We start from the raw sequence: 21,202 nt of genomic DNA, 5'->3' as shown, positions 1-21,202 counted from the left end.
CTCTGCTATGCGCAGAGGATGGGCAGACGTTCAGATCATACTCGGCAGGAACTGGAGCGCCTCTTCGTAATAGAGGGCCACAGGCATATGGCCGAGGTTGGTTTTGCGCGCTTTTCGGCGCGTGAGGTGGCCAAGCGCGTCGGCTACTCAATCGGCACCCTATACAATGTGTTCGGCACCCTGGATCAGCTTCTGATCGCCATTAACACGCGGACATTTCAACTCTGGGCTGACGACGTGCGTCAGGCCCTGGAGGCGAGTGGACCGGATAAAATCCGGTGCCTGGTGGAAGCCTATTTTCGGTTTGCGCGCGCCAATACCCACAGCTGGAGGGCCATATATGACCATCACCTGCCAGCAGACGTGATCCTGTCTGACGAGCAGAACCTGCTTCGGGGCGGCCTCACTCAAATCATTCTGGAACAGGTCGAGGCCGTGCTTCCGCCCGAGGCGCAACCGGGCGCCCCGCGACTGACGCGCTCGCTGATCGCAGTGGTTCATGGTCACTGCGTCTTTGACCTGAACGGCAGCTTCGAGCTGATGGGCGTGGATCAGCCTGTCGAGTTAGCATTGGAGCGCGTCCGTGAATGCCTATGTGAGCGCTCCTAGATCCTTGGACTCCAAGTGATCGAATCCTGAGTATCTGCTGGTTCTTGGTTTCTTGGAATCCGGGGCGCGGGACAGCAGATGCCAATACCGGTCTCAGCCCTAAGACGTAGAGCGAAGCGATCGATAAAGAGTGCTCCGCGATACGCCTAAGGTCGCCGCGATCTCAGCCATAGTCTGATCTGGGTGCTGCATCAGGTGGCGTGCTTACGTCAGTTGCTTGGGGGAGAGGGCAGGGGGCGCCCGCCCATTCTGCCTCAAGCACGCGCAGCGGCTAGACCCGCCATTGTCCTTTCACGCGTCAGGTCACGCTCCATTTCGGCAAGCGCCGCCATCATATGGAAGAAGAAGCGGCCCGCCGGCGTGGTTGTATCAATGCCATCCGTCAGGCTTCGAAACTCCACGCCGTCCTGGTTCAGCTTCGCGACGAACTCGACGAGCTGACGCACAGTGCGCCCGCGGCGATCAAGCTTCCACACGACCAGCGTATCGCCCGACCGCAGATGAGAAAGGGCGGCGGCGAGACCAGGACGATCGGCTACCACTCAGCTTGTCGGAGAACATCCGCTCGCAGCCAGCACGCTCCAGCGCATCAACCTGGAGTTCCAGATTCTGCTCTTCTGTAGAGACCCTCGCGTAACCCAGCAGCATTTGTCTCAAAACTCGACAGCGATGCGCCAAGAGAGACGCTGATTTCGCGACGGGCACGCTCACGCGTGATGGGATCTTGAGAAATGGGCCCGTCCAAAGGACGGGCCCTTATCGTCTCGACCATGCCTGTCCGAGACAACGCCGGAGCCAGAGCATCTTGGCTCCCTCGGGAGGTCCGGAATATCGGGCGAAACCCGGACTCCGATCGGCGCCCTGTCAATCCATCGCCGTGGCCATCTTCAGCCGATCCATGCCGGACGGCGCCTTCACGTCCTCGAAATCGAAGGCGACGTGCTTGATCTCGCCCGTGAACGGGAACAGGCCGCGCCCCTCGTAGTCGTCGCAGACGGGGGAGACGCAGTCCATGCCGACATCCATGGTCTCGGTGCCGCAGCGCATGGGAATCTGTTCGTCGATCCGGCACTGCGAGACGACCTTGCCGTCCACCGACAGCGCCGCCGTCGCCGGGCTGCCGGGTGTCGGTCCATCCGGCAGGAAGGTCACCTTGATCTCATGCTCGCCGGGAGCCAGCTTGTCCGGCGACAGCGCGTCAAACCGCTTCATGCCGAAGAAGTTGTAGTGGAACCGTGCCTTGCCCTCCCACAGGAACAGCGAGAAGCCGGCGGCGTCCCCGCCCAGGGCGAAGATAACGCCTTCGGCGCCGCCATCCGGAATGACCACGGGCGCGGTCAGGGTGAAGGGTATGCCGATCAGTCGCGGCCCGCTGCCTTCCGGCAGGCGCACCAGGCCGGGATAGAAGGTCACCTGCTTGCGGCCGTGGAAGTAGCTGGGCCGCAGCGTGACATCCAGCCGCTCTGAGAAGCGGTCGTCGATCGGCAGGACGTTGTATTTGGCCGCGTCGCCCATGAACAACGACTTCAGCAGGGTCACCCGTTCGGGCTCCTTATCGGCCAGGTCGACGGCCTGACTGAAGTCCTCCTGGATATTGTACAGTTCCCACTTGTCGTCGGTGAAGCTGAACGATCCCGCCGTCTCCCACGGCAGGCGGCCGTGGCGGCATGAGGCGATCCAGCCGTCGGCGTACATGGCGCGATTGCCCAGCATTTCGAAATACTGCTGGGTGCGTGTGCTCGGCGCGTCGCCGGCGCCCTTTTCGAAGGTGTAGGCGAAGCTGACACCTTCGATCGGTCGCTGGATATAGCCGTTGACCTCCCTGGCCTCCTTGATGCCGACCACTTCCATCAGGGTGGGCATCAGGTCGATGACATGGTGGAACTGCGACCGCACGCCGGTGTCCTTGATCCGCTCGGGCCAGGACACGATCATGGCGTTGCGGGTGCCGCCGAAGTGAGAAGCCACCTGCTTGGTCCACTGGAACGGACAATCGCCGGCCCAGGCCCAGCCCACGGCGTAGTGTGGCGAGGTGCCCGGCATGCCCCAGCGATCCATGAAGCCGATCGCCTCGTCGATGCTCGGTTGCCGGCCGTTCAGGCTCATGACTTCGTTCGGCGTGCCGACCAGCGACCCTTCGCCGGACGAGCCGTTGTCGCCCAGGATGTAGATCACCAGAGTGTTGTCGAGTTCGCCGAGCTCCTCGATCGCGTCGACCACGCGCCCGACCTCGTAGTCGGTGTGTTCCAGGAAGTCGGCGTAGTTCTAGGCCTGCACCGAGAACAGGGCCTGATGTTCTTTGGGCTGGCTGTCCCAGGACGGAATCTGTCCCGGCCGCTCGGTCAGCTTGGTGCCCTTGGGAATGACCCCCATCTTCAACTGGTTCTCGTGGACGGTTTTGCGATACTCGTCCCAGCCCATGTCGAAGCGGCCCTTGTTGCGCCCGCGCCAGTCCAGCGGCGGCTGGTGCGGCGCATGGGCCGAGCCGGTCGACAGATAGGCGCAGAACGGCCGATCGGGCGCGATCGCCTTCTGCTGGCGAATCCAGCCCATGCACTTGTCCGCTAGGTCGATGGTCAGCTGATAGCCTTCATCGGGCGTCTTCGGCGCCTGGATGGGCGTCGTATTCTCCAGCAGCGACGGATAGAACTGGTCCGTCTCGCCCGAGATGAAGCCGTAGAAATAGTCGAAGCCCTGGTTGGTCGGCCAGTTGTCGAACGGCCCGGCCGGACTGGTCAGATTGTCCGGCACGTTGTGGTTCTTGCCAAACCAGGCGTTGGTGTAGCCCGCCTGCTTCAGCATCTCGGCGAAGGTGGCGCAACTCTTGGGAATGATGCCGCAGTAGCCCGGATAGCCCGTCGCCATCTCCTGGATGACTCCCGAGGCGACCGAGTGGTGGTTGCGGCCAGTCAGCATGGCCGCCCGGGTCGGCGAGCACAGCGCCGTGGTGTGGAACTGGTTGTAGAAGAGCCCCCGTTTGGCCAGCCTCTCGGCCACCGGCATGCGCACCAGCCCGCCGTTCACGCTGGGCCAGCAAGCTGGCCGAGAACGGCCTGACCTATTCGCAGTGGCATACGACGGCCCTGTGTTCGCCGACGCGGTCGACCTTCCTGACCGGTCGCAACCACCACCTGAACGGCATGTCGTGCATCACCGAAGGCGCCCAGGGCTACCCGGGCTGGAGCGGCCGGACCCCGGCCGAATGCGCCACCATCGGCCAGGTGCTGCAGGAGTCGGGCTGGAGCACCTTCTGGCTGGGCAAGGAGCACAATATTCCCGAACAGGACATCGCCGGCGGCGGCTATCGTTCGGAATGGCCATTGCAGAAGGGCTTCGATCGCTTCTACGGCTTCCTGGGCGGGGAGACGAACCAGTGGTATCCGGACCTGACCGAGGACAACCGTTTCATCGACCAGCCCTACGGCCCCGAGGATGGCTACCACCTGTCCAGGGACCTGGTGGATCAGGCCCTTCAGATGATCCGCGACCAGAAGGCCAGCAATCCTTCCAAGCCGTGGTTCATGTGGATGTGCCCGGGCGCCAACCACGCCCCGCACCACGCGCCCAAGGAATATATCGACAAGTACAAGGGCAAGTTCGACGACGGCTATGAAGCCTATCGTGAATGGGTCCTGCCGCGCATGATCGAGAAGGGGCTGCTGCCGGCCGACACCAAGCTGACCCCGCTGAACCCGCTGCCCGAGGACGTGGCCAATCCCGGCGACGCCGTTCGTCCGTGGGATTCGCTGAGCGCCGACGAGAAGAAGCTGTTTTCGAAGATGGCCGAGGTCTACGCCGGCTTCTCGGAATACACCGACGTCCAGATGGGGGGTCTGATCGACTATCTCGAAAAGTCCGGCCAGCTGGACAACACCATCGTCTTCTATTGCGCGGACAACGGCGCGTCCGGCGAAGGCAGCCCCAACGGGTCGGTCAACGAGAACAAGTTCTTCAACAACTATCCCGACGAACTCTCGGAAAACCTGAAATACCTGGACGTCCTGGGCGGGCCGGAGACCTACAACCACTATCCGACCGGCTGGGCGGCGGCCTTCTCGACGCCGTTCCAGATGTTCAAGCGCTATTCGGAATACGCCGGTGGCACCTGCTGTCCGATGGTCATTTCCTGGCCCAAGGGCATCAAGGCCAAGGGCGAGGTCCGCAACCAGTATCACCACTCGACCGACATCGTGCCGACCATCCTGGAGGTCTGCGGGGTCGAGATGCCCAAGACCTATCGCGGCGTCGAGCAATACCCGCTGTCCGGCGTGTCCATGCGCTACAGCTTCGAGGCCAGCGCCGATGCTCCGACGAAGAAGAAGCGCCAGTACTACGCCATGCTGGGCACGCGCGGCATCTGGGAAGATGGCTGGAAGGCCGCGGCCCTGCACGCGCCGCTGACCGGCAAGGGTCACTTCGATCAGGACGAGTGGGAACTGTACAACGTCGACAAGGACCGTTCGGAATCCACCAACCTGGCCAAGGAGCATCCGGACAAGGTTGAGGCGCTGGTCAAGGCCTGGTTCGAGGAGGCCGAGATCAACAAGGTGCTGCCGCTGGACGACCGCAGCGCCGCCGAGATGCTGGCCATGGAGCGCCCCGGCTCAGAGCCGCCGCGCGACCGCTATGTCTACTATCCCGGGACGTCGCCGGTGCCGGAAGGCGTGGCGGTCAACATCAGGGGTCGATCCTACAAGATCCTGGCCGATGTCGAGATCACCGACGCCGACTGCTCGGGCGTGGTCTTCGCCCACGGCTCACGGTTTGGCGGGCACAGCCTGTTCATCAAGGATCGCAAGCTGCACTACGTCTACAACTTCCTCGGCATCAAGCCGGAGCAGAAGTTCGTCTCCGAACCGCTCAAGCCGGGCAAATACACGTTCGGCATGGAGTTCCTGCGCGAGAAGGCCGGCGAGTACGGCGAATCCCACGGCGCCACCACGCTTTACGTCAATGAGAATGCGGTCGCCTCCGGTCCCATGAAGACCCAACTGGGCAAGTTCACCCTGTCCGGCGACGGCCTGTGCGTGGGTCGTGACAGCGGCGACGCCGTCAGCGAGGAATACGCCTCGCCCGGCGCGTTCAAGGGCGGCGAAATCCAGTTCGTCGCCGTCTCGGTCGAGAAGGAACAGTATATCGATCTTGAGAAACTGGCGGCGGCCGCGATGGCCGTCGACTGACGACGTCTGCTGTTGGTTGGCGTCGACAGGCATGGCGACGTTGACCATTGGAGGCCCGCTTCGCGAGAAGCGGGCCTCTATCTTCATGATGGGGCCGATAGGTTGGCGCCTTCCGGGCACCGGTGGATTTGAGCCGGACTAGTGTTGTTGGTCGAAGGTCGGCATTTCGGCAGCTGATGAATGTCCGCACCTGGCGCATCCGAGACCCCGGGCGCCGCCAAAGACGCCTACTCACCGGAGGTCATCGGGATGCCGCTTAAAGCGCTGCATTGCCGGGTGATCTGGCGATCACCCGGCAAAAAGCCTTTGAGAAACTTAGAGCTCCTGCGCAGTCGGGCGGAACAGTATTTCGTTGATCCCGACATCCTCGGGTTCATTGATGGCGAAAGCGACCAGCCGCGCCAACGTCTCAGCGGGCACGCCAATCTGACCCACATAATCCTGGTTGGCCTTCTGGACGTCCGTCTCGCTGATGTGGTCGAGGAGTTCAGTCTTGACTGCGCCGGGGGAGATGATCGTGGCCCGGATATTGTGGGGCGCCATCTCCTGACGGAGGCCTTCCGACAGGGCGCGCACTGCGAACTTGGTGGCGGAATAGACGGCCGAACCGCCGAACAGCTTGTGGCCCGCGACCGACGACACGTTGATGATGTGACCGGACTTCTGGGCGATCATGTGGGGCAGGGCGGCGGCGACGCCATAGAGGACGCCTTTCAGATTGACGTCGATCATCTGGTCCCATTCGTCGACCTTGACCCGCTCCAGCGGCGACAGGGGCATGACGCCCGCGTTGTTGATCAGCACGTCGATGCGGCCATAGGTCTCGACGGCGGCGCCGACGAGACGCAGGAGGTCTTCCCGCTTCGTCACGTCCGTCGCCACGGCGATGGCCTTGCCGCCTGCTTCGGCGATCTCGGCCACGAGGGCCTCGATGCGATCGGTGCGCCGCGCGCCGAGGACGACGTTGGCGCCCTTTTCGGCCAGGTGTCGGGCCGCCGCCGCGCCCATGCCGCTCGATGCGCCGGTGATGACGACGGTCTTGCCGGTAATGTTGTCGGTCATTGGTCTGCCTTTGCTTCGGTGGCCGACGTGTCGGCGAGATACTGTTCGTCGGTGACCTGCTCCATCCAGGTGACGGGCGAGCCGTTCTGGCTTTCCTGGATGGCGATGTGGGTCATGGCTTCATGGGGCGTGGCGCCGTGCCAGTGCTTGTGCTGGGGCGGGCACCACAGGACATCGCCGGCGTGGAACTCCAGCTTCGGGCCGCCCTCGATCTGGGTCCAACCGACGCCCTCCGTGACGATCAGGGTCTGGCCCAGCGGATGGACGTGCCAGGCCGTGCGGGCGCCCGGCTCGAAGTGGACGACGGCGCCGCCCACGCGCGAGGGCGCCTCGCGCTGGAACTGGCCGCTGATGGTGACGCGGCCGGTGAACCATTCGGCCGGACCGTCGATGGTGGTCTGGTCGGCCTTGCGGGTGATTTCCATGACGGGAGCGCTTTCTCGCGACTGCGTGAGGGTTTCGCCGCCGAGCAGGGCGGCCGTGGCTGAGAGAACTGAACCGATCAAGCCAGATGCTCCTCGAAGAAGCGCGTCAGCCGGTCGAACGGGATGACGTCGAGGCGGTCATAGAGATCGACGTGGCTGGCGCCGGGGATGATCAGCAGTTCCTTGGGCTCCGCCGCCGCCGCGAAGGCGGTCTCGCTCATATAGCGGGAGTGGGCGTTCTCGCCGTGGATCAGCAGGATCGGTCGCGGGGAAATCTCGGCGATATAGGTCAGCAGCGGCATATTCATGAACGACAGCGGGTTGGTCTGCGTCCAGGCATTGCCCGAGTTCACCGCCCGCGAATGGTAACCGCGCGGCGTCATATAGTAGGCGTGGTAGTCGATCATGAACTGCGGGTCGCCGCCCTTCAGTTCGTTGGACGCAGGGCCGTAGGCGGGGCTGCCGTTGCGCGCATCCTCCCAGCGCTGGCGGCTCATCTGCTCCAGTGATTGGGCCCGCTGCTCGGGCGTGACGCTGTCGTTGTAGCCGCGCGCCGACACCCGACTGATGTCATACATGGTGCTGCTCGCGACGGCCTTGACCCGCTTGTCGGCCGCGACGGCGTTCAGGGCCATGCCGCCCCAGCCGCAGATGCCGATGACGCCGATCCGCTCCTGATCGACCGAGGGGTGCAGGCCGAGGAAGTCCACCGCCGCCATGAAGTCTTCGGTATTGATGTCGGGCGAGGCGACATTGCGGGGCTCGCCGCCGCTTTCGCCGGTGAAGGACGGATCGAAGGCCAGGGCCACGAAGCCCCGCGCCGCCATCGTCTGGGCATAGAGACCCGACGACTGTTCCTTGACCGCGCCGAACGGACCGCCGACGGCGAGCGCCGCCAGGCGCTGTCCGTCGCGACCCTTGGGTCGATACAGATCGCCGCTCAGGGTAATGCCGTAGCGGTTGGTGAAGGTGACCTTCTGGTGGTCGACGGCTTCGTCGCGGGGGAACACCTTGTCCCAGTCGCTGGTCATGGTCTGCGCCCTTGCATTGGAGGTGGGGAGGAGGGAGGCGGCGGCCAGGGCGGTCACGCCGGCGCCGGTCAGTTTCATCAGGCCGCGACGGTCCATCGCGGTCGACTGGCGGGTCTGAAGGTCGGGGGAAGTCGGGGTCATGTCGGGCTCCGTGGGTTTCTGTTCAGCGGGGTTTCAGCAGGGTGCGGCCGTCGCGGACGATCAGCACGGCCATGGCGGCGAGGGCGACGCTGGCGATCAGGACGGCGTGGATCGAGAGGTGGTCGAGCAGCAGGCCGCCGACGACGGCGCCCAACAGGATGGAAGCCTGGACGGCGGCGACCATCAGACCGCCGGCGGCTTCAGGCGCGTCTTCGGCGTTCTGCGACATCCAGGTCATCCAGATCACCGACATGGCGGTGTTCATCGCGCCCCAGACGATCAGAAGAAGGCCAGCCGCGATCGGCCAGCCGCCCAGGACCAGCAGCCCGGCAGTGACCGCGCCCATGATCAAAGCGGGCAGGCGCAAAAGCCTGGAGACGTCACCTTTGATGAAGCGACCAGAAGCCCAGGTGCCGACGAACCCGGCGCAACCAAGCGCGAGCAGCAGGATCGACAGGCCGGTGACGCCCACGCCCGTCACCTGTTCGAGGAAGGGGCGCAGATAGGTGAAGAGGGTGAAGGCCGATCCCCACGACAGCATCGAGGCGATCAGGCCGATCAGGAAATAGCGGCGACGCAGCAGGTCCAGCATGTCGCCGATCCCCCGCTGTCCACGGGCGGGCAGCGACGGCAGGGCGACGATGTGCCAGGCGAGATTGGCGACGACGAGCGGCGACAGCGCCCAGAAGACTTCCCGCCAACCGAACAGGCCGCCGAAATAGCTGCCGATCGGCGCGGCGAAGGCGGCGGCGATCGCCTGCCCGCCATACATCAGCGCCAGGGCGCGCGGCACGTCCGACGGCGGGACCAGCCGCATGATGACGGATGTCGCCAGCGCCCAGAAGCCGCCGATGCACAGGCCCAGCAAGGCGCGGCCGACCATCAGAACCTCGAAGTTCGGGGCGGCTGCGACCAGCACCAGCGAGGTGCCCATCAGACCCGTCAGGCCGACGAGAACCCATTTGCGGTTCAAACGCCCCGCTACTGTGCTCACCCCCAGGCTGGCGATGACGGCGAACAGGCCGCTGATCGAGACGGCCTGACCGGTCTGCCCGACGGAGGCGTCGAGACCCTCGGCCATAGGCGTCAGCAGGCTGACCGGCATGAACTCCGAGGCGATCAGCAACGCGACGCACAGCGCCATCGACAGCACCGCGCCCCAGGCGGCGATCGGTGTCGGAGCTTTGGATGTCGGTGCGGTGGCCGCCAGCAACGTCGTCTCCCTCATTCTTCGAGAGACAAACTAGGCGCTGGCCTTCAAAGCGATTAGCCATAGAAATCGGCATGGACTAATCGATACAGACGATTAATCGAGGAGGCCGTCGATGGCGGGATCGGACCTGAACCAGTTGACCTGGTTCCAGATCGTCGCGGAGGAACGCAGCTTCACCAAGGCCGCCGCCCGGATCGGCGTGGCCCAGTCCACCCTTAGCCATGCCATCCGTCAGCTTGAGACTCGTCTCGGCATCCGGTTGCTCGACCGCACGACGCGCAGCGTCGCGCCGACGGCGGCGGGCGAACGTCTGCTACAGACGATCACCCCGCGCCTGGCCGAGATCGAACAGGAGATCGAAAGTCTGACCAGCGTGCGGGACCGGCCGGCGGGCTCTATCCGTTTGACCCTGTCCGACCATGCCCTGGACAGCGTGGTCTGGCCCAAGCTGAAGCCGGTCCTCGCCGCCTATCCCGACATCAAGGTCGAACTGATCCTCGACAGCACCTTCCGCAACATCGTCGAGGAGCGGTTCGATGCCGGCGTCCGGCTCGGCGAAAGCGTCGAGAAGGACATGATCGCCGTGCGCATCGGCCCCGACTGGCGGCTCGTCGCCGTCGCCTCATCCGGCTACCTTACCAAACGCGGCAGGCCGGTTCATCCGAAGGACCTCGTCGCCCATTCGTGCATCAACATGCGCCACGAGTCGGCCGGCAGCCTCTATGCCTGGGAGTTCGAGAAGGACGGTCAGGCCCTGCGCGTTCGCGTCGACGGCCAGGTCACCTTCAACAATTCCTACGCCATGATCGACGCGGCGGTCAGCGGGCTGGGGATCGCCTATGTGCCGGAAGACATCGTCGCGTCCCGCATCGCAAACGGCTCACTGGAACTCGTCCTCGACGATTGGTCTCCGATGTTCGACGGCTATTTCCTCTACTATCCGAGCCGCAGACAAAACCTCGCCGCCTTTCAGATCGTCGTGGACGCCCTGCGCTATCGATCAAGCTGAAGGTCTGGTTTCCAGCCAGACGTCAATGTCCGCTGCTGGCGGATACCGTTGAAAAAGTCGGCTGACTAACGGGACAGCACGGCTCGGTTGTCAGGCTGTGACGCGGTTCGCGACGCTTCAGGCCTTCAGGCGGGCGCCGGTGCGGTCTGTAAGGGGATCAGGCGGGCCATTTTGCGCAGGTTCTGGGCGGTGGCGGCGAGGAGGAACTCGTCTCGGGTCGAGCCTGAGGATGCGCTTGAGGTGGGCGAACAGCATCTCGACCTTCTTCCGTTCCGCTTGGGCAGGATCACAGACAGAGACAGACCATGAGTTTGAGGCTACCTCGGCCGGTGCATGAGCGGATGAAAGCTCTGGCAGCGCGCCGCGGAACTCGAGCCGCAGATGCTTACGTTCAAGCAGTGTCAGCGTTTATCCGTAATCGGCTTGCAACCCATCCGCACATTTTCGCTGTCGAGAACGACGCTGTGCATATCACCATCAGCATTCCTGAGACTTTTGCGCAAGATGTGCGTGACGCCGCTAGAACGCGTCGCGTGACAGCCAACGAGCTCATCTACACCGCAGTTAGCTGTGAGCTGGAAAGCCCTGATCCGACTAGCGAGTCCGACGAACCAGGGACCGGAATCCAGACAACCAGGCACCGAACGCCGGATCTATTGGCGAATCCAGCGAACTTGGCGCGCTGACACCTAAGAGCAATACGCTAACACAAAGTTCGCATAATATATCTTATGCGATTAAGCCGTCCTGCGAGAAGTGTCGGTTTTCCAGTAACGAACCACAATTGACCGCCGTTTCGATTGTTTTCCGAAATCGCACCAGAATTGATTTCCCAGCTGCTCCAGAATTTCTTCCGGCGCCCTTTCTCCAGTGTCACTCAATCCGAAGGCGTTCGATGGCGTCCTGAGTGATCCGATCATTGCCCCGAGGAATCAGGGCGCCTCCTGACCGAACTGCGCGCCCTCTCCTGCGTCTTTCAAATAGGCCCAAGACGGAGCCAAGGTCCGGCCACGAGTTTGGCTTGGACAGGGAGCGCTTACACGATGTCGGAAAGCTCATTCCCGATATGAGACAGATGGCGCGCGCGGCTCCTCCTAGCGAGACGAGCCGTCCCGACGCACCGATATTATTCGGGAAGAGGCTGACAGCGGCTCGGCAAATTTCACGCAACCCCATTTATTAGTTAAGAAACTATTAATTTCACTTGATTGAAAAAGCGAAATTCGATCAACGATGTCCCAAATTGGAATGGCCCGGCTTTTGAAGGGCAGGTTCCGAAGATGATCGCCGCGGGGGCGTTCGGGTGATTGGGGGGCGGGCCTTGTTCGCACGCTTGTTGAAAATGGCGACCATCTGCGTCGCCGCCGCGACGCCCGCAGTCGCCGGGAGCGCCCGCGCGCAATCGACGGATGGCGTCGAGATCGCTGTGACGGCGTCGGTGATGGAGCGCTGCGGCTTTTCCAGCGACGCGGCTGCAGTGCTGAACGCGTCCGCTGACCTGGAGGACGCCCACTCGCAGAGCCTGGTGTTGCGCATCGATTGCAACACGCCTTTCGCAGTCACCGCCAGGTCAGAAGAAGGACGTCTGACCAACCGGTCTGCGTCCGATGATCTGTCGGGCTACGCCTTCAACAAGGTCTACGGCCTCAGCCTTGATGTCGATACCGACACCGGTCTGGTCCGCAGCGGCCGCTGCCTTTCCACGGGCCTGGTCGAGGGTGGCGACTGCATACTGGCCCGCCCGAGCGGCCTGGTTTCTGGCGACGGCGTCTCAATTGGCGGCGACGCGACCCTCACTGTTGATTGGCCCGCTCAGTCGTCGCTCGGACGCCGACTGGCGGCGGGCGACTACAGCGACACCGTCACCATCAGCATTGCAGCGCGCGCATGACGCGTCGCTTCACCTCATTCGTGTCGGCGCTACCGCGTTGGCCGAACCCCTCGGGACAGGGCGTCTTGCTCTGCTCGATCATCCCGCCGGTCAAGACCGGCCCTATGTTCAGGACTCCCAACATGAACCGTATTGCTTTCGCCGCCGCTTCGGCTGCTGCCCTGCTGGTCGCCGGCGCCGCTTCGGCCCAAGACACGCAATCTGTCGCCATCAACGCTTCGGTTGCTGCGAAGTGCGGCGTTTCGGCCCAGCAAACCACCGTCACGCTCGGCGCTGATCTGACCGACGCCGACGCCAAGGTCCGCACCGGCGTCACCACCGAAATCGCCAACGCCCTGAACGGCGCTCGCATTATCGCCTTCTGCAACGGCGTGAACAACACCGTCGAAGTGAAGCGCGCTGTCCTGGCCCGCACCGGCTCGACCGGCTCCGGCCTGACCGACGGCGGCTTCGCCCAGTTCATCAACTACAACCTGGACGCCTCGCTGAACGGCGTCGCCCTGGACTCGACCAGCTCGGCCGGCGCCAGCACCGTCGCCTCGCGCTTCGGCGGCCACATCAGCCTGTCGGACAGCAACACCCACGTGCGCTTCGCCCAAGCCGCAAGCAACGGCGCTCCCGTCGCTTCTTCGAACGGCTCGACGCCGACCGCCACCAACTGGTCGTCGCTGACCGACCGTCGCCTGGCCGCCGGCACCTACACCGGTTCGGTTGAAGTGACCGTGACGCCGAGCGCCTAATCACGGCCCGTTAATCCCGATTTCACATGACCGGGATATCGCCGGACCGGCCTGATCAGGCCGGTCCGGTTTCTTTCCTACCCCTAGTAAATTCAAGGAATGCCATGTTCGGCGGTGCGTTGCGGACTTTACAAGCCATCTGCCTGGCCGGAGCCGCGCTTCTCGCATCGGGTATTCCAGCCGCCGCGCTGAATGTGCAGCCGGTCGTTCTCGATCTCTTGTCGTCAGGACGACGCAGCTCAGCCGTCGTCACCTTGCAGAACACCTTCACCACGACGGTGCCGGTCGAACTGGTGGCTCGCCCTGTTGAACTGGTGGACGGCGAATTCCGCGAAACCGATGCGGAGAGCGAAGATCTCCTCGTCTTTCCCGCCACCGCCACGGTCGAACCCGGCCAGTCCCAGGCTTTCCGGGTCCAGTGGGTAGGCGATCCGGCTCCGACCGCCAGTCGCCACTACTATGTCTCGGTCGCGCAACTGCCTGTGCAGTTGCCCGAAAACGAGAACGCCGTGCAGGTGCTCTATAATTTCAAGGTTCTGGTCAGCGTTGGCGCCAGCGGCGCCCGGTCCGCCCTCAGCGTCGCCTCTGCAGCGATCGAAACCGACAAGGATGGCCGCATCTTCCCGGTGATCCATGTCAGCAACACCGGCGCAACCTACGGCTATGTGGGACGTGGCCGCTTGACCGTCACCCAACGGGACGCGGCAGGCGCCGTCATCTTCCGCGAGTCGTTCGAGCCGGATGAAATTCAGCGTCGCATGGGTCTGGGCCTGATTCCTTCAGGCGCGACCCGTCGCTTGCCGATCAACCTGGACCTGCCGAGCGCCGAGGGTTCTGTCGTGGTGGACATCGCCCCGGTTGAAGGGCGCTGATCTGATGAAGCTCTGGCCTCTGGCAGTTGTTACTGCCGCCGCCGGCTCCATGACTCCGGCGTGGGCGACCACATACAACGAAGTCATTCAAACGGCGCCTGCCCCCCTGCCCGATCGCCTCAATCCCTCGGGGCGCGACATCCCTCTGGGCGGCCCGCTCCGCGACGGACAGTTCGTTCTGGGGGAGGTTGACTACATTCTGACGGCCGACGACCGCATCCTGGTGGATCTCGCCACCTTGATGCCCCTCATCGAGCCACGCGTCTCGCCAAGCGACCTCTCTCGCATCCGCCTGGCTGTGGCCGGTCAGGACAGGCTGTCCACGGACGCTCTGGCCGAGTTGGGCTTGCCGCTGGCCTATGATCCCGCGACCTTTGGCCTGGTGCTGACGCTCGATCCAACTATGAGACCCCGCCAGGCCATCAGCATCGCTGGCTCAAACTATGGGATCGTCGGCCGACTGGCTGAACCGGCGAAACTGTCCGGCTACATCACCGCCTTCGCCACAGCCGACTACATCCATCAGGGCCTGGCGGACGACACCGGCTTCGACACTCCGACCATTCTGCTGGACAGCGCCGTGCGCTACCAGGGTTTCGTCCTCGAGAATGAAGCGACCATCAGCAACGACTTCGGTCGCGACGGGACGCGGCTTGTCTATGACGATCTGGCCCGCACCGCCCGCTATACAGCGGGCGACCTGGAGCCGGTCTCACGCGGATTCTCCGGCGCATCTTCCATGGCCGGTCTTTCGATCGTGCGTTCCTATGCGGAACTGGAACCACAGCGAAACGTCCAGCCACGCGGCCAACGCACCTTTACGCTGGAGCGGCCTTCGACCGTCGAGACTTTCATCAACGGTCGGTCGGTTCAGCAGACTCGGTTGAACCCGGGCACTTACGACATTCGCGATTTCCCCTTCGCCCAGGGTGCGAATGACGTGCGGCTCGTGATCCGTGACGACTCCGGCCGCGAAAACGTCATCAACTTCTCGCTCAATTTTGACCGCAGCCTTCTGGCGCGGGGCCTGACGGAATTTGGCTTCTTCGGGGGCCTGGAGAGCAGCCCGGACGGCAGCGGCATTGACTATTCGGACACGTTGGGAGCCTCCGGTTTCTACCGGCGCGGCCTGACCGACGAATTGACGGCGGGCGGCAACTTCCGCGTCAACGACAGTGGCGGCGTCCTGGGCGCTGAAATGGTCTGGGCCTCGCCGATCGGAACCTTGGGCGGCGACATCGCCGCTTCGTCGATCAACGGCATCGGCGAAGGCTATGCCATCAACGCCAGCTTTGAACGTACTTTCGGCGACGGCTTCAGCGCCGCGCGCACGGTGACAGCCACCTTCCAGACGGTCAGCGAAGATTTCGCCACGCCAGGGGCCTTGGCCGCGGACAATCGTTACGCCTGGGAAGCAGGGCTGACCTATGCCCACACCATCGGTGCAACACAGTATGTCACGACCGACGCTTTCTATTCGGCCGGACGGGGCGCCGAACCGGACCAGCGCACGCTTCGCGCCACCTATGGCTGGCGGGCCAGTCCGCGCCTGCTGTGGAGCCTTGAGGGTATCTATGAAGATCGCCGGAACCAGGAAGAATACGGCGTTCGCCTGGCTCTAACCTATCGCTTCAGCCAGTTTTCGAGCGGCACGGCCGAGGTCGATACGCGACGCGACCGCGCCCGCGTAGGCTATCAGACGTCGCGTGGACGCGGCGTCCACTCCTGGAGCGCAGCGGCCAATATCGACCGCTCGGAAACCGCCACCGGGGTCAACGCCTCGATCACCAACGTGCTCAACCGCGTCGAACTGGGCGCCAGCCACCAGACCTTCTTCGATGCTGACGGCGGCGATATCACGGACCAGCGGACCTCGCTGCGCGCAGGCGCGTCTCTGGCCTTCGCAGACGGTGCGTTCGGGGTATCGCGTCCCATCTACGACAGCTTCGCCCTGGTGCGTTCGCATCGGTCGCTGGACGGCGCCCGTGTCTACGTGGAGCCGCGCGACGAGTTCTTCTCGGCGCGATCCGGCCCCCTCGGAGGCGCAGTCTCGCCAGAGCTCAGCGCCTATTCGCCCCGCGTCCTGACCTTCGACGTTCCTGACGCCCCGCCGGGGTACGACCTGGGCGCTGGCTCGGTTCAGGTGCTCCCGCCTTATCGGTCGGGCTATCTCATTACCGTAGGTTCGGACTACTTCGTATCCGCGGTCGGCCAATTGCACGATGGGACGGAGCAGCCCCTCAAACTTTGGGTCGGACAGGCTGTAGAATTGAACCATCCGGAACGTCCGCCGGTGCGCATGTTCACCAATGCCTCTGGCCGTTTCTCGATTCAGGGGCTGCGCCCCGGTCGCTGGCGCATTGAAAGCTCGCCGTCCTCCTCAACCGTCTATATTCTCGACGTTCCCGCTCAGGCTGATGGCCTGGTGCGGGTCGGCGTCCTTCGCCCGGAGAATCGCTGATGAAAACGCTCTTGCTCGCTGCGTCCGCCGTCCTGGCCCTGGCTGCACCTCAGGTCGCAGCCGCCGGCTGCGCCGATTTTCAGATCACCGGCACCGATCTGTCGCTGACCTATGATCCCTTTTCGGCCGCGCCGATCGAGCGCAGCTTCACCTTGCGCGTGCGCCGGATCGACAGCGCGGCCACGGCGGTCCGTTTCCTTCTGGCCGACACGGATTCTCCGGCCGCGGCTCCCCGGATCGGCACAGGGCCCGGAGGGTACGACATTCGCTGGAATCGCGACACATCCCGCCAGGTCTTCGTCGGCGGAGCTGAGCAGCCCAACGCCACCAACGGCGCCCTGGTCGGCTTTGGCCAAGGCCCGTCTGGCGACGTTGTGACAGAAACGCTGAGATTCAGCCTGCCCGCCGGTCAGGACGCTGCAGCCGGGGATTATTACGAGGCTCTGGAGGCGCGCTTCGTCTGTTACTCCGGAGACCAGATGCTCGGGTCTCCCGATTTTCAGCAAGGCGCGGGTCTCGCCGTGGACCTGAACGTGCCTGAGCGCATCTCGACCTATGTGGGGGCTGCAGGAATCCGTCGGGGAGAAATCGCCTTTGGTCCGCTGAACGCGGCTGGCGGCGTGGCTTCACGCGGTCTTGTTGTAACGACCCAGTCCACTGTGCCGTATGACATAGGCGTGGCTTCTCGCTGGGGGCGTCTGCAGCGCCGTGAGGGCGACCTCTATGGCCTGGACTACGCCATGCGGCTGTCCGGCGTGCCCGTTCAGGCCGGTTCCATCTTGAGTTGCACGCGTACGCCCGCGCCCTCTGGTCGCGCCCACCCCGTCCAGGTCGATCTGGCTCAGGATCAGGCGGCCAGGATTCCAGCAGGCGGCTATTCTGATGTCGTGACCCTGACCTTCACACCCCGTGCAGGACTTTCGTCGCCCGACGGCTGCTCGAACCGTCTTTAATCTCGCCTAGAAGATCGCGCCCTTCGGCTGGGCTTCGATGTTGACCGCAACAGGTTCGGACCCTTCGGCCAGAACGAGCGTCATGTCGCGTTCGCGATAGGCCGGACGGTTGCTGTCAACGATGACGGTCCGGGTCGCACCGGAAGCGATGGGAATGCGCTCGCCGCCCAGAACGACAAAGGCGCCTTCGAGCCCCGCAGGATGCAACAGCACCAGACGGTACCCTTCGACATTATTGCAGAGCTCGGTCAGTCGACCGAGCATCTGCTCGCCCTCACCTATCGTCGGCGCGGCGCCGCCGTCCAGTGAGACACGGCATACCGTGGCTACCCGACCCATGATGTTGATGACCGGCCCCGCAGTCGCCGGCTCCGCCAGCAGCATGACGGCCGCCAGAGAGAACAATACGCCTTTGGCTCGGTTCGCGCTCATCAGACACCCCTTATTTCTTAGGTGACCCTAGGCGACGAGGCTCAAGGTCGATTTAAGCAGGATGGTGAACTTTGGTTATCCAAGATGTCTCAATGCGAGATGCTGGATGATGGCCATTAAACTCCATACCGTGGTCGCCACGGTTTGGTTCCGCAGATGGATTTGTCCAGGCGCTACAGAACCTGTCTGGCTTCGAGACTCGGCGCGTGGAACAAGCCAGGATCATCAAGCGCATCGCGAACGGCCTGGAACCGACTACGGCTGATGGGCAGGGGGGAGCCTTCATCCATCAGCAACCTTCCCCTTGCGCCATCACGCTCGAAGCCACGGACATGGGCGAGATTGGCGATCACCGAGCGGTGGGTCCGCAGGAAGGTCGTCGGCAGTTCTGCCTCGAGTCGATCAAGGCGAGCGGCATGTAATAGCTGACGCCCTTTCGTCAGTCGCAGTTCGACATAGTCGTCCGCCCCAACCACGGCCATGATGTCTTCGAGGGGCACACGTTCAACCCCGCGCGAAGACGCTACCGTCAGACAGTGTGGTCGCGCGGCGGCGCGCGTCAGCGCAGCCTCACGCTTCTGATCATCGCGCCCCAGTCTCACGACCTCAGCCATCAAAAGGGGAAGTACAAGTCCCGCCGCGAAGAGATAGTAGGATAAGTCGATCAGCCAGGCAGGAAACAGCGTCCCGATCGCCAGAAAGACGCCCAGATAGGCCAGAGTCAGACGCGCCCCCGGGAGCCGACGATACACGGCGACCGCCGCCACAGCCGCTGACAGCGCCATCCCGATGATCAGGGCCAGCACGGTTTTCATATCAAACCCGTGCGCCAGATAGGTCGCCCCGACGGCTGCTACTGCAAGCAAGGTGAGCGAACGTCGCGCCTGCGGCCAGAAGCGCGAAACAGCATAGCTGACCAATAGAATTGCAAAGGCGGCGGTTAGAAGCCAGATCCCCACAAGCCGTAAACCGTGAACTGGATAGGCGTAGGGCGCCAGCGCCCGAAGGCTTTCGAGGATGGCCTGAAAACCCGCGATGCCTGCCAGAGCGGTTAAAGCCAGGCTCGAGCTCGTACGACGCAGGCTGTAAATGACACCAAAACCGAAAGCAGCGGCGAACAGGGCTCCTGCTGCGATGAAGGCGATCCCGAGCGGAACCGTGCGTGACGGCCAGGGATAGGCGGCGACTACAATTGCGGCGACGGGGCCATCCAGACGCACCGTCCCATGGAAGGACGACATGTGAACGACCACGACGTTGTCTGAAGGACGCCACAGACCCTCGGGTATGGGGAAGGCTGATTCATAACGACCGGGCAGTTCTATCGCTCGCGAAGCGCCCGGTTGTCCGTTCGCGCCCAGCTTCCGCCCATTGAGCCAGACCTCCGAGGAAGCGACGCCGACAACGTAGAGCGCGACGAGATCGTCGCCGGACGGCCTCTCCACAACGGATCGAAGCCAAAGCTCCCGGCCTTGCGGATCAATCACCCCTTTCAACGGGCGACAGTCGCTCAGCACCGGGCCCGCTGAGCCTGCCTTGCCGCGACACGCCTCCCACGCCTCCTGCGCCCGCAACGTCGTCGGGAGCGAGATGAAGAGAATCGCGATGAAGAGAATCCGCCACATGTCGACGACCTTATCGCCGTTCACCGGAAAGCGCTGCTGTTCGCCGACACAGAGACGCCATTCGCCGAGGGGCGCTCCGCTCGGGCGGAAATCCTGCTTCAACCCTCACCATGACCCACGCATCTCTGAACCGTCGCTCCATCCTCCTCGCCGCCGGCCTCGCGGTTCCGGCTCTGGCCATTCCCTGGAAAGCCCAGGCGCAAGAACAGCCCGGGCCCTTCCGCTTCACAGCTGGCAACGGCCTGGAGACTGATGCGGAACGCGGCTTCTTCGAGGTTCCGGAGGATCGACGCCTCCCTGGCTCGCGTCGCATTCGCCTCGGCTATGTGCGCTTTCCCTCGACGTCGCCCAACCCGGGCCCGCCTATCGTCTATCTGGCCGGCGGGCCGGGTGGCTCCGGCGTCCGCACAGCGATGGGGCCGCGATTCCCGATCTTCATGGCCTTGAGGGAAGTGGCCGACGTTATCGCCTTCGATCAACGGGGAACCGGCCTGTCGGCCAGTATTCCCGACCGGGCTTCAGCCACCCCCTACCCCGCCATGACCCACGCAGGCATGAGCGCCTGGTATCGCGAGGAGATGCAGAAGGCCTGGATCGACTGGACCCGCGCCGGCGTCGCCATGACCGGCTATAACACCGAGCAGAACGCCGACGACATTGAGGACCTGCGCCGCCATCTGGGCGCGGAGAAGGTAAATCTGTGGGGTATCAGTTACGGCACGCACCTGGCCCTTTCGGTGCTGAAACGGCATCCGAATTCGATCGGGCGAGTCGCTCTGGCCAGCCTCGAAGGTCAGGATCAAACCATCAAGCGACCAGCGCACATCGACCTGTTTCTGGACCGGGTCGATCGCTTGATGGGCGCGGACACCGCAGTTCGCGCGGCAATCCCGAACATGCCCGCCCTGATGCGCCGTGTGCATGAACGGCTGGAGGCCGATCCGGCGACGGTGACCTTCGCCGGTGAAAGCGGCTCGGTCGACGTGAAGGTGGGCGGTTTCGGGATCCAGTATATGGCCTCCGCGATGGTCGCCAATCCCCCGTCGCTATCCATGCTGCCGAAGGTCTATCTGGCGCTTGACGCAGGCAAGACTGAAGTCTTGGCACCCCTGATTCCACCGCCCCACCGTTTCTTCAACATCTCCGGCATGCCGGAGGCGATGGATCTTGCATCAGGCGTTTCTCCCGCACGCCTGGCGCTGATCGAGAAGGAGGCCAGGACTGCGGTATTGGGCGACTCCTTCAACCTGCCGATGCCGCATCTGCTAGGTTCCATTCCCGGGGTAGACTTGGGCGAAGATTTCCGTTCGCCCATCCGTATCGAGACCCCCGCGCTTCTTGTGGCCGGATCTCTCGACGGCCGCACTCCGCTTGAGGAACAGGCCGAAGTGATCGCCCAGTTCGAGAATAAGGCGCAGGTGATGGTCGAAAACGCAGGCCACAATGTCTTCGAGGCGCACCCGGAGGTCGAGACCCTGCTGGTTAAGTTCTTCGGCGAAGATGCAGTCGGCGACACCCAGCTCAGCTTGCCGCCGCCCAAGTTCCTGATCGCTTGAGG

The 21,202-nt window shown here is 63.6% G+C and carries 15 protein-coding genes and 2 pseudogenes; 9 read left to right on the top strand and 8 right to left on the bottom strand.

All coding sequences use genetic code 11. The annotated features are described in order from the left end of the window. Positions 1 to 87 precede the first annotated feature (87 nt). Complete coding sequence (locus ACOZBP_RS02530; protein ID WP_422674886.1) at positions 88 to 609, top strand: TetR/AcrR family transcriptional regulator; 522 nt, start codon at positions 88 to 90, stop codon at positions 607 to 609. Positions 610 to 708: 99 nt separating this feature from the next. On the opposite strand, the pseudogene ACOZBP_RS02525 reads toward ACOZBP_RS02530, so the two are convergent. Further along, positions 709 to 1,257 (bottom strand): annotated as a pseudogene (locus tag ACOZBP_RS02525) (recombinase family protein). Positions 1,258 to 1,473: 216 nt separating this feature from the next. Further along, positions 1,474 to 3,633: pseudogene (locus ACOZBP_RS02520) on the bottom strand (arylsulfatase). A gap of 14 nt (positions 3,634 to 3,647) precedes the next feature. Here ACOZBP_RS02520 and ACOZBP_RS02515 point away from each other — a divergent pair. Beyond that, positions 3,648 to 5,789, top strand: a complete 2,142-nt coding sequence (locus ACOZBP_RS02515) for an arylsulfatase (RefSeq protein WP_422675474.1) — start codon at positions 3,648 to 3,650, stop codon at positions 5,787 to 5,789. A gap of 315 nt (positions 5,790 to 6,104) precedes the next feature. Here ACOZBP_RS02515 and ACOZBP_RS02510 read toward each other — a convergent pair whose 3' ends face one another. Genes ACOZBP_RS02510 through ACOZBP_RS02495 form a run of 4 tightly spaced genes read right to left on the bottom strand, consistent with a single transcriptional unit; the run spans position 6,105 to position 9,676 of the window. Next, positions 6,105 to 6,851, bottom strand: coding sequence for an SDR family oxidoreductase (locus ACOZBP_RS02510; protein ID WP_422674885.1), 747 nt, complete (start codon positions 6,849 to 6,851; stop codon positions 6,105 to 6,107). Continuing rightward, positions 6,848 to 7,357, bottom strand: coding sequence for a (R)-mandelonitrile lyase (locus ACOZBP_RS02505; RefSeq protein WP_422674884.1), 510 nt, complete (start codon positions 7,355 to 7,357; stop codon positions 6,848 to 6,850). Before ACOZBP_RS02505 ends, ACOZBP_RS02510 begins: the two co-directional genes overlap by 4 nt. Then, on the bottom strand, positions 7,354 to 8,448 hold the full coding sequence (locus tag ACOZBP_RS02500; protein WP_422674883.1) for an alpha/beta hydrolase: 1,095 nt from the start codon (positions 8,446 to 8,448) through the stop codon (positions 7,354 to 7,356). The genes ACOZBP_RS02505 and ACOZBP_RS02500 overlap by 4 nt, the downstream gene beginning before the upstream one ends. A gap of 22 nt (positions 8,449 to 8,470) precedes the next feature. Continuing rightward, the gene (locus ACOZBP_RS02495) at positions 8,471 to 9,676 is read right to left on the bottom strand and encodes an MFS transporter (protein WP_422674882.1); all 1,206 of its coding nucleotides are present in this window, start codon (positions 9,674 to 9,676) and stop codon (positions 8,471 to 8,473) included. Positions 9,677 to 9,773: 97 nt separating this feature from the next. Between ACOZBP_RS02495 and ACOZBP_RS02490 the strand changes: the two genes are divergently transcribed. The 6 genes from ACOZBP_RS02490 to ACOZBP_RS02465 all read left to right on the top strand — a co-directional run bounded on the left by ACOZBP_RS02490 (position 9,774) and on the right by ACOZBP_RS02465 (position 17,587). After that, positions 9,774 to 10,670 carry a LysR family transcriptional regulator gene (locus ACOZBP_RS02490; protein ID WP_422674881.1) on the top strand — a complete coding sequence of 299 codons (897 nt, stop codon included), beginning with the start codon at positions 9,774 to 9,776 and terminating at the stop codon, positions 10,668 to 10,670. Between the two features lie 1,321 nt (positions 10,671 to 11,991). Further along, the gene (locus ACOZBP_RS02485) at positions 11,992 to 12,561 is read left to right on the top strand and encodes a hypothetical protein (protein WP_422674879.1); all 570 of its coding nucleotides are present in this window, start codon (positions 11,992 to 11,994) and stop codon (positions 12,559 to 12,561) included. Positions 12,562 to 12,683: 122 nt separating this feature from the next. Next, the gene (locus ACOZBP_RS02480; protein ID WP_422674878.1) at positions 12,684 to 13,301 is read left to right on the top strand and encodes a hypothetical protein; all 618 of its coding nucleotides are present in this window, start codon (positions 12,684 to 12,686) and stop codon (positions 13,299 to 13,301) included. A gap of 119 nt (positions 13,302 to 13,420) precedes the next feature. Next, the gene (locus ACOZBP_RS02475; protein ID WP_422674877.1) at positions 13,421 to 14,173 is read left to right on the top strand and encodes a fimbrial biogenesis chaperone; all 753 of its coding nucleotides are present in this window, start codon (positions 13,421 to 13,423) and stop codon (positions 14,171 to 14,173) included. 4 nt (positions 14,174 to 14,177) lie between these two features. Continuing rightward, positions 14,178 to 16,634, top strand: coding sequence for a fimbrial biogenesis outer membrane usher protein (locus ACOZBP_RS02470; protein ID WP_422674876.1), 2,457 nt, complete (start codon positions 14,178 to 14,180; stop codon positions 16,632 to 16,634). Continuing rightward, positions 16,634 to 17,587 carry a hypothetical protein gene (locus ACOZBP_RS02465; protein WP_422674875.1) on the top strand — a complete coding sequence of 318 codons (954 nt, stop codon included), beginning with the start codon at positions 16,634 to 16,636 and terminating at the stop codon, positions 17,585 to 17,587. Before ACOZBP_RS02470 ends, ACOZBP_RS02465 begins: the two co-directional genes overlap by 1 nt. Positions 17,588 to 17,593: 6 nt before the next feature. On the opposite strand, the gene ACOZBP_RS02460 is transcribed toward ACOZBP_RS02465, so the two are convergent. Continuing rightward, positions 17,594 to 18,019 carry a hypothetical protein gene (locus ACOZBP_RS02460; RefSeq protein ID WP_422674874.1) on the bottom strand — a complete coding sequence of 142 codons (426 nt, stop codon included), beginning with the start codon at positions 18,017 to 18,019 and terminating at the stop codon, positions 17,594 to 17,596. Positions 18,020 to 18,192: 173 nt separating this feature from the next. Continuing rightward, positions 18,193 to 19,746, bottom strand: coding sequence for a LytR/AlgR family response regulator transcription factor (locus ACOZBP_RS02455; protein WP_422674873.1), 1,554 nt, complete (start codon positions 19,744 to 19,746; stop codon positions 18,193 to 18,195). A gap of 8 nt (positions 19,747 to 19,754) precedes the next feature. Between ACOZBP_RS02455 and ACOZBP_RS02450 the strand changes: the two genes are divergently transcribed. Next, on the top strand, positions 19,755 to 21,200 hold the full coding sequence (locus ACOZBP_RS02450; protein ID WP_422674872.1) for an alpha/beta fold hydrolase: 1,446 nt from the start codon (positions 19,755 to 19,757) through the stop codon (positions 21,198 to 21,200). Positions 21,201 to 21,202: the final 2 nt, after the last annotated feature.

The organism is Brevundimonas sp. NPDC058933 (assembly GCF_049315965.1).
Taxonomy (GTDB): Bacteria; Pseudomonadota; Alphaproteobacteria; order Caulobacterales; family Caulobacteraceae; genus Brevundimonas.
The sequence above is the reverse complement of the archived record's forward strand: the minus strand, read 5'-3'. Positions and strand labels throughout refer to the sequence as shown.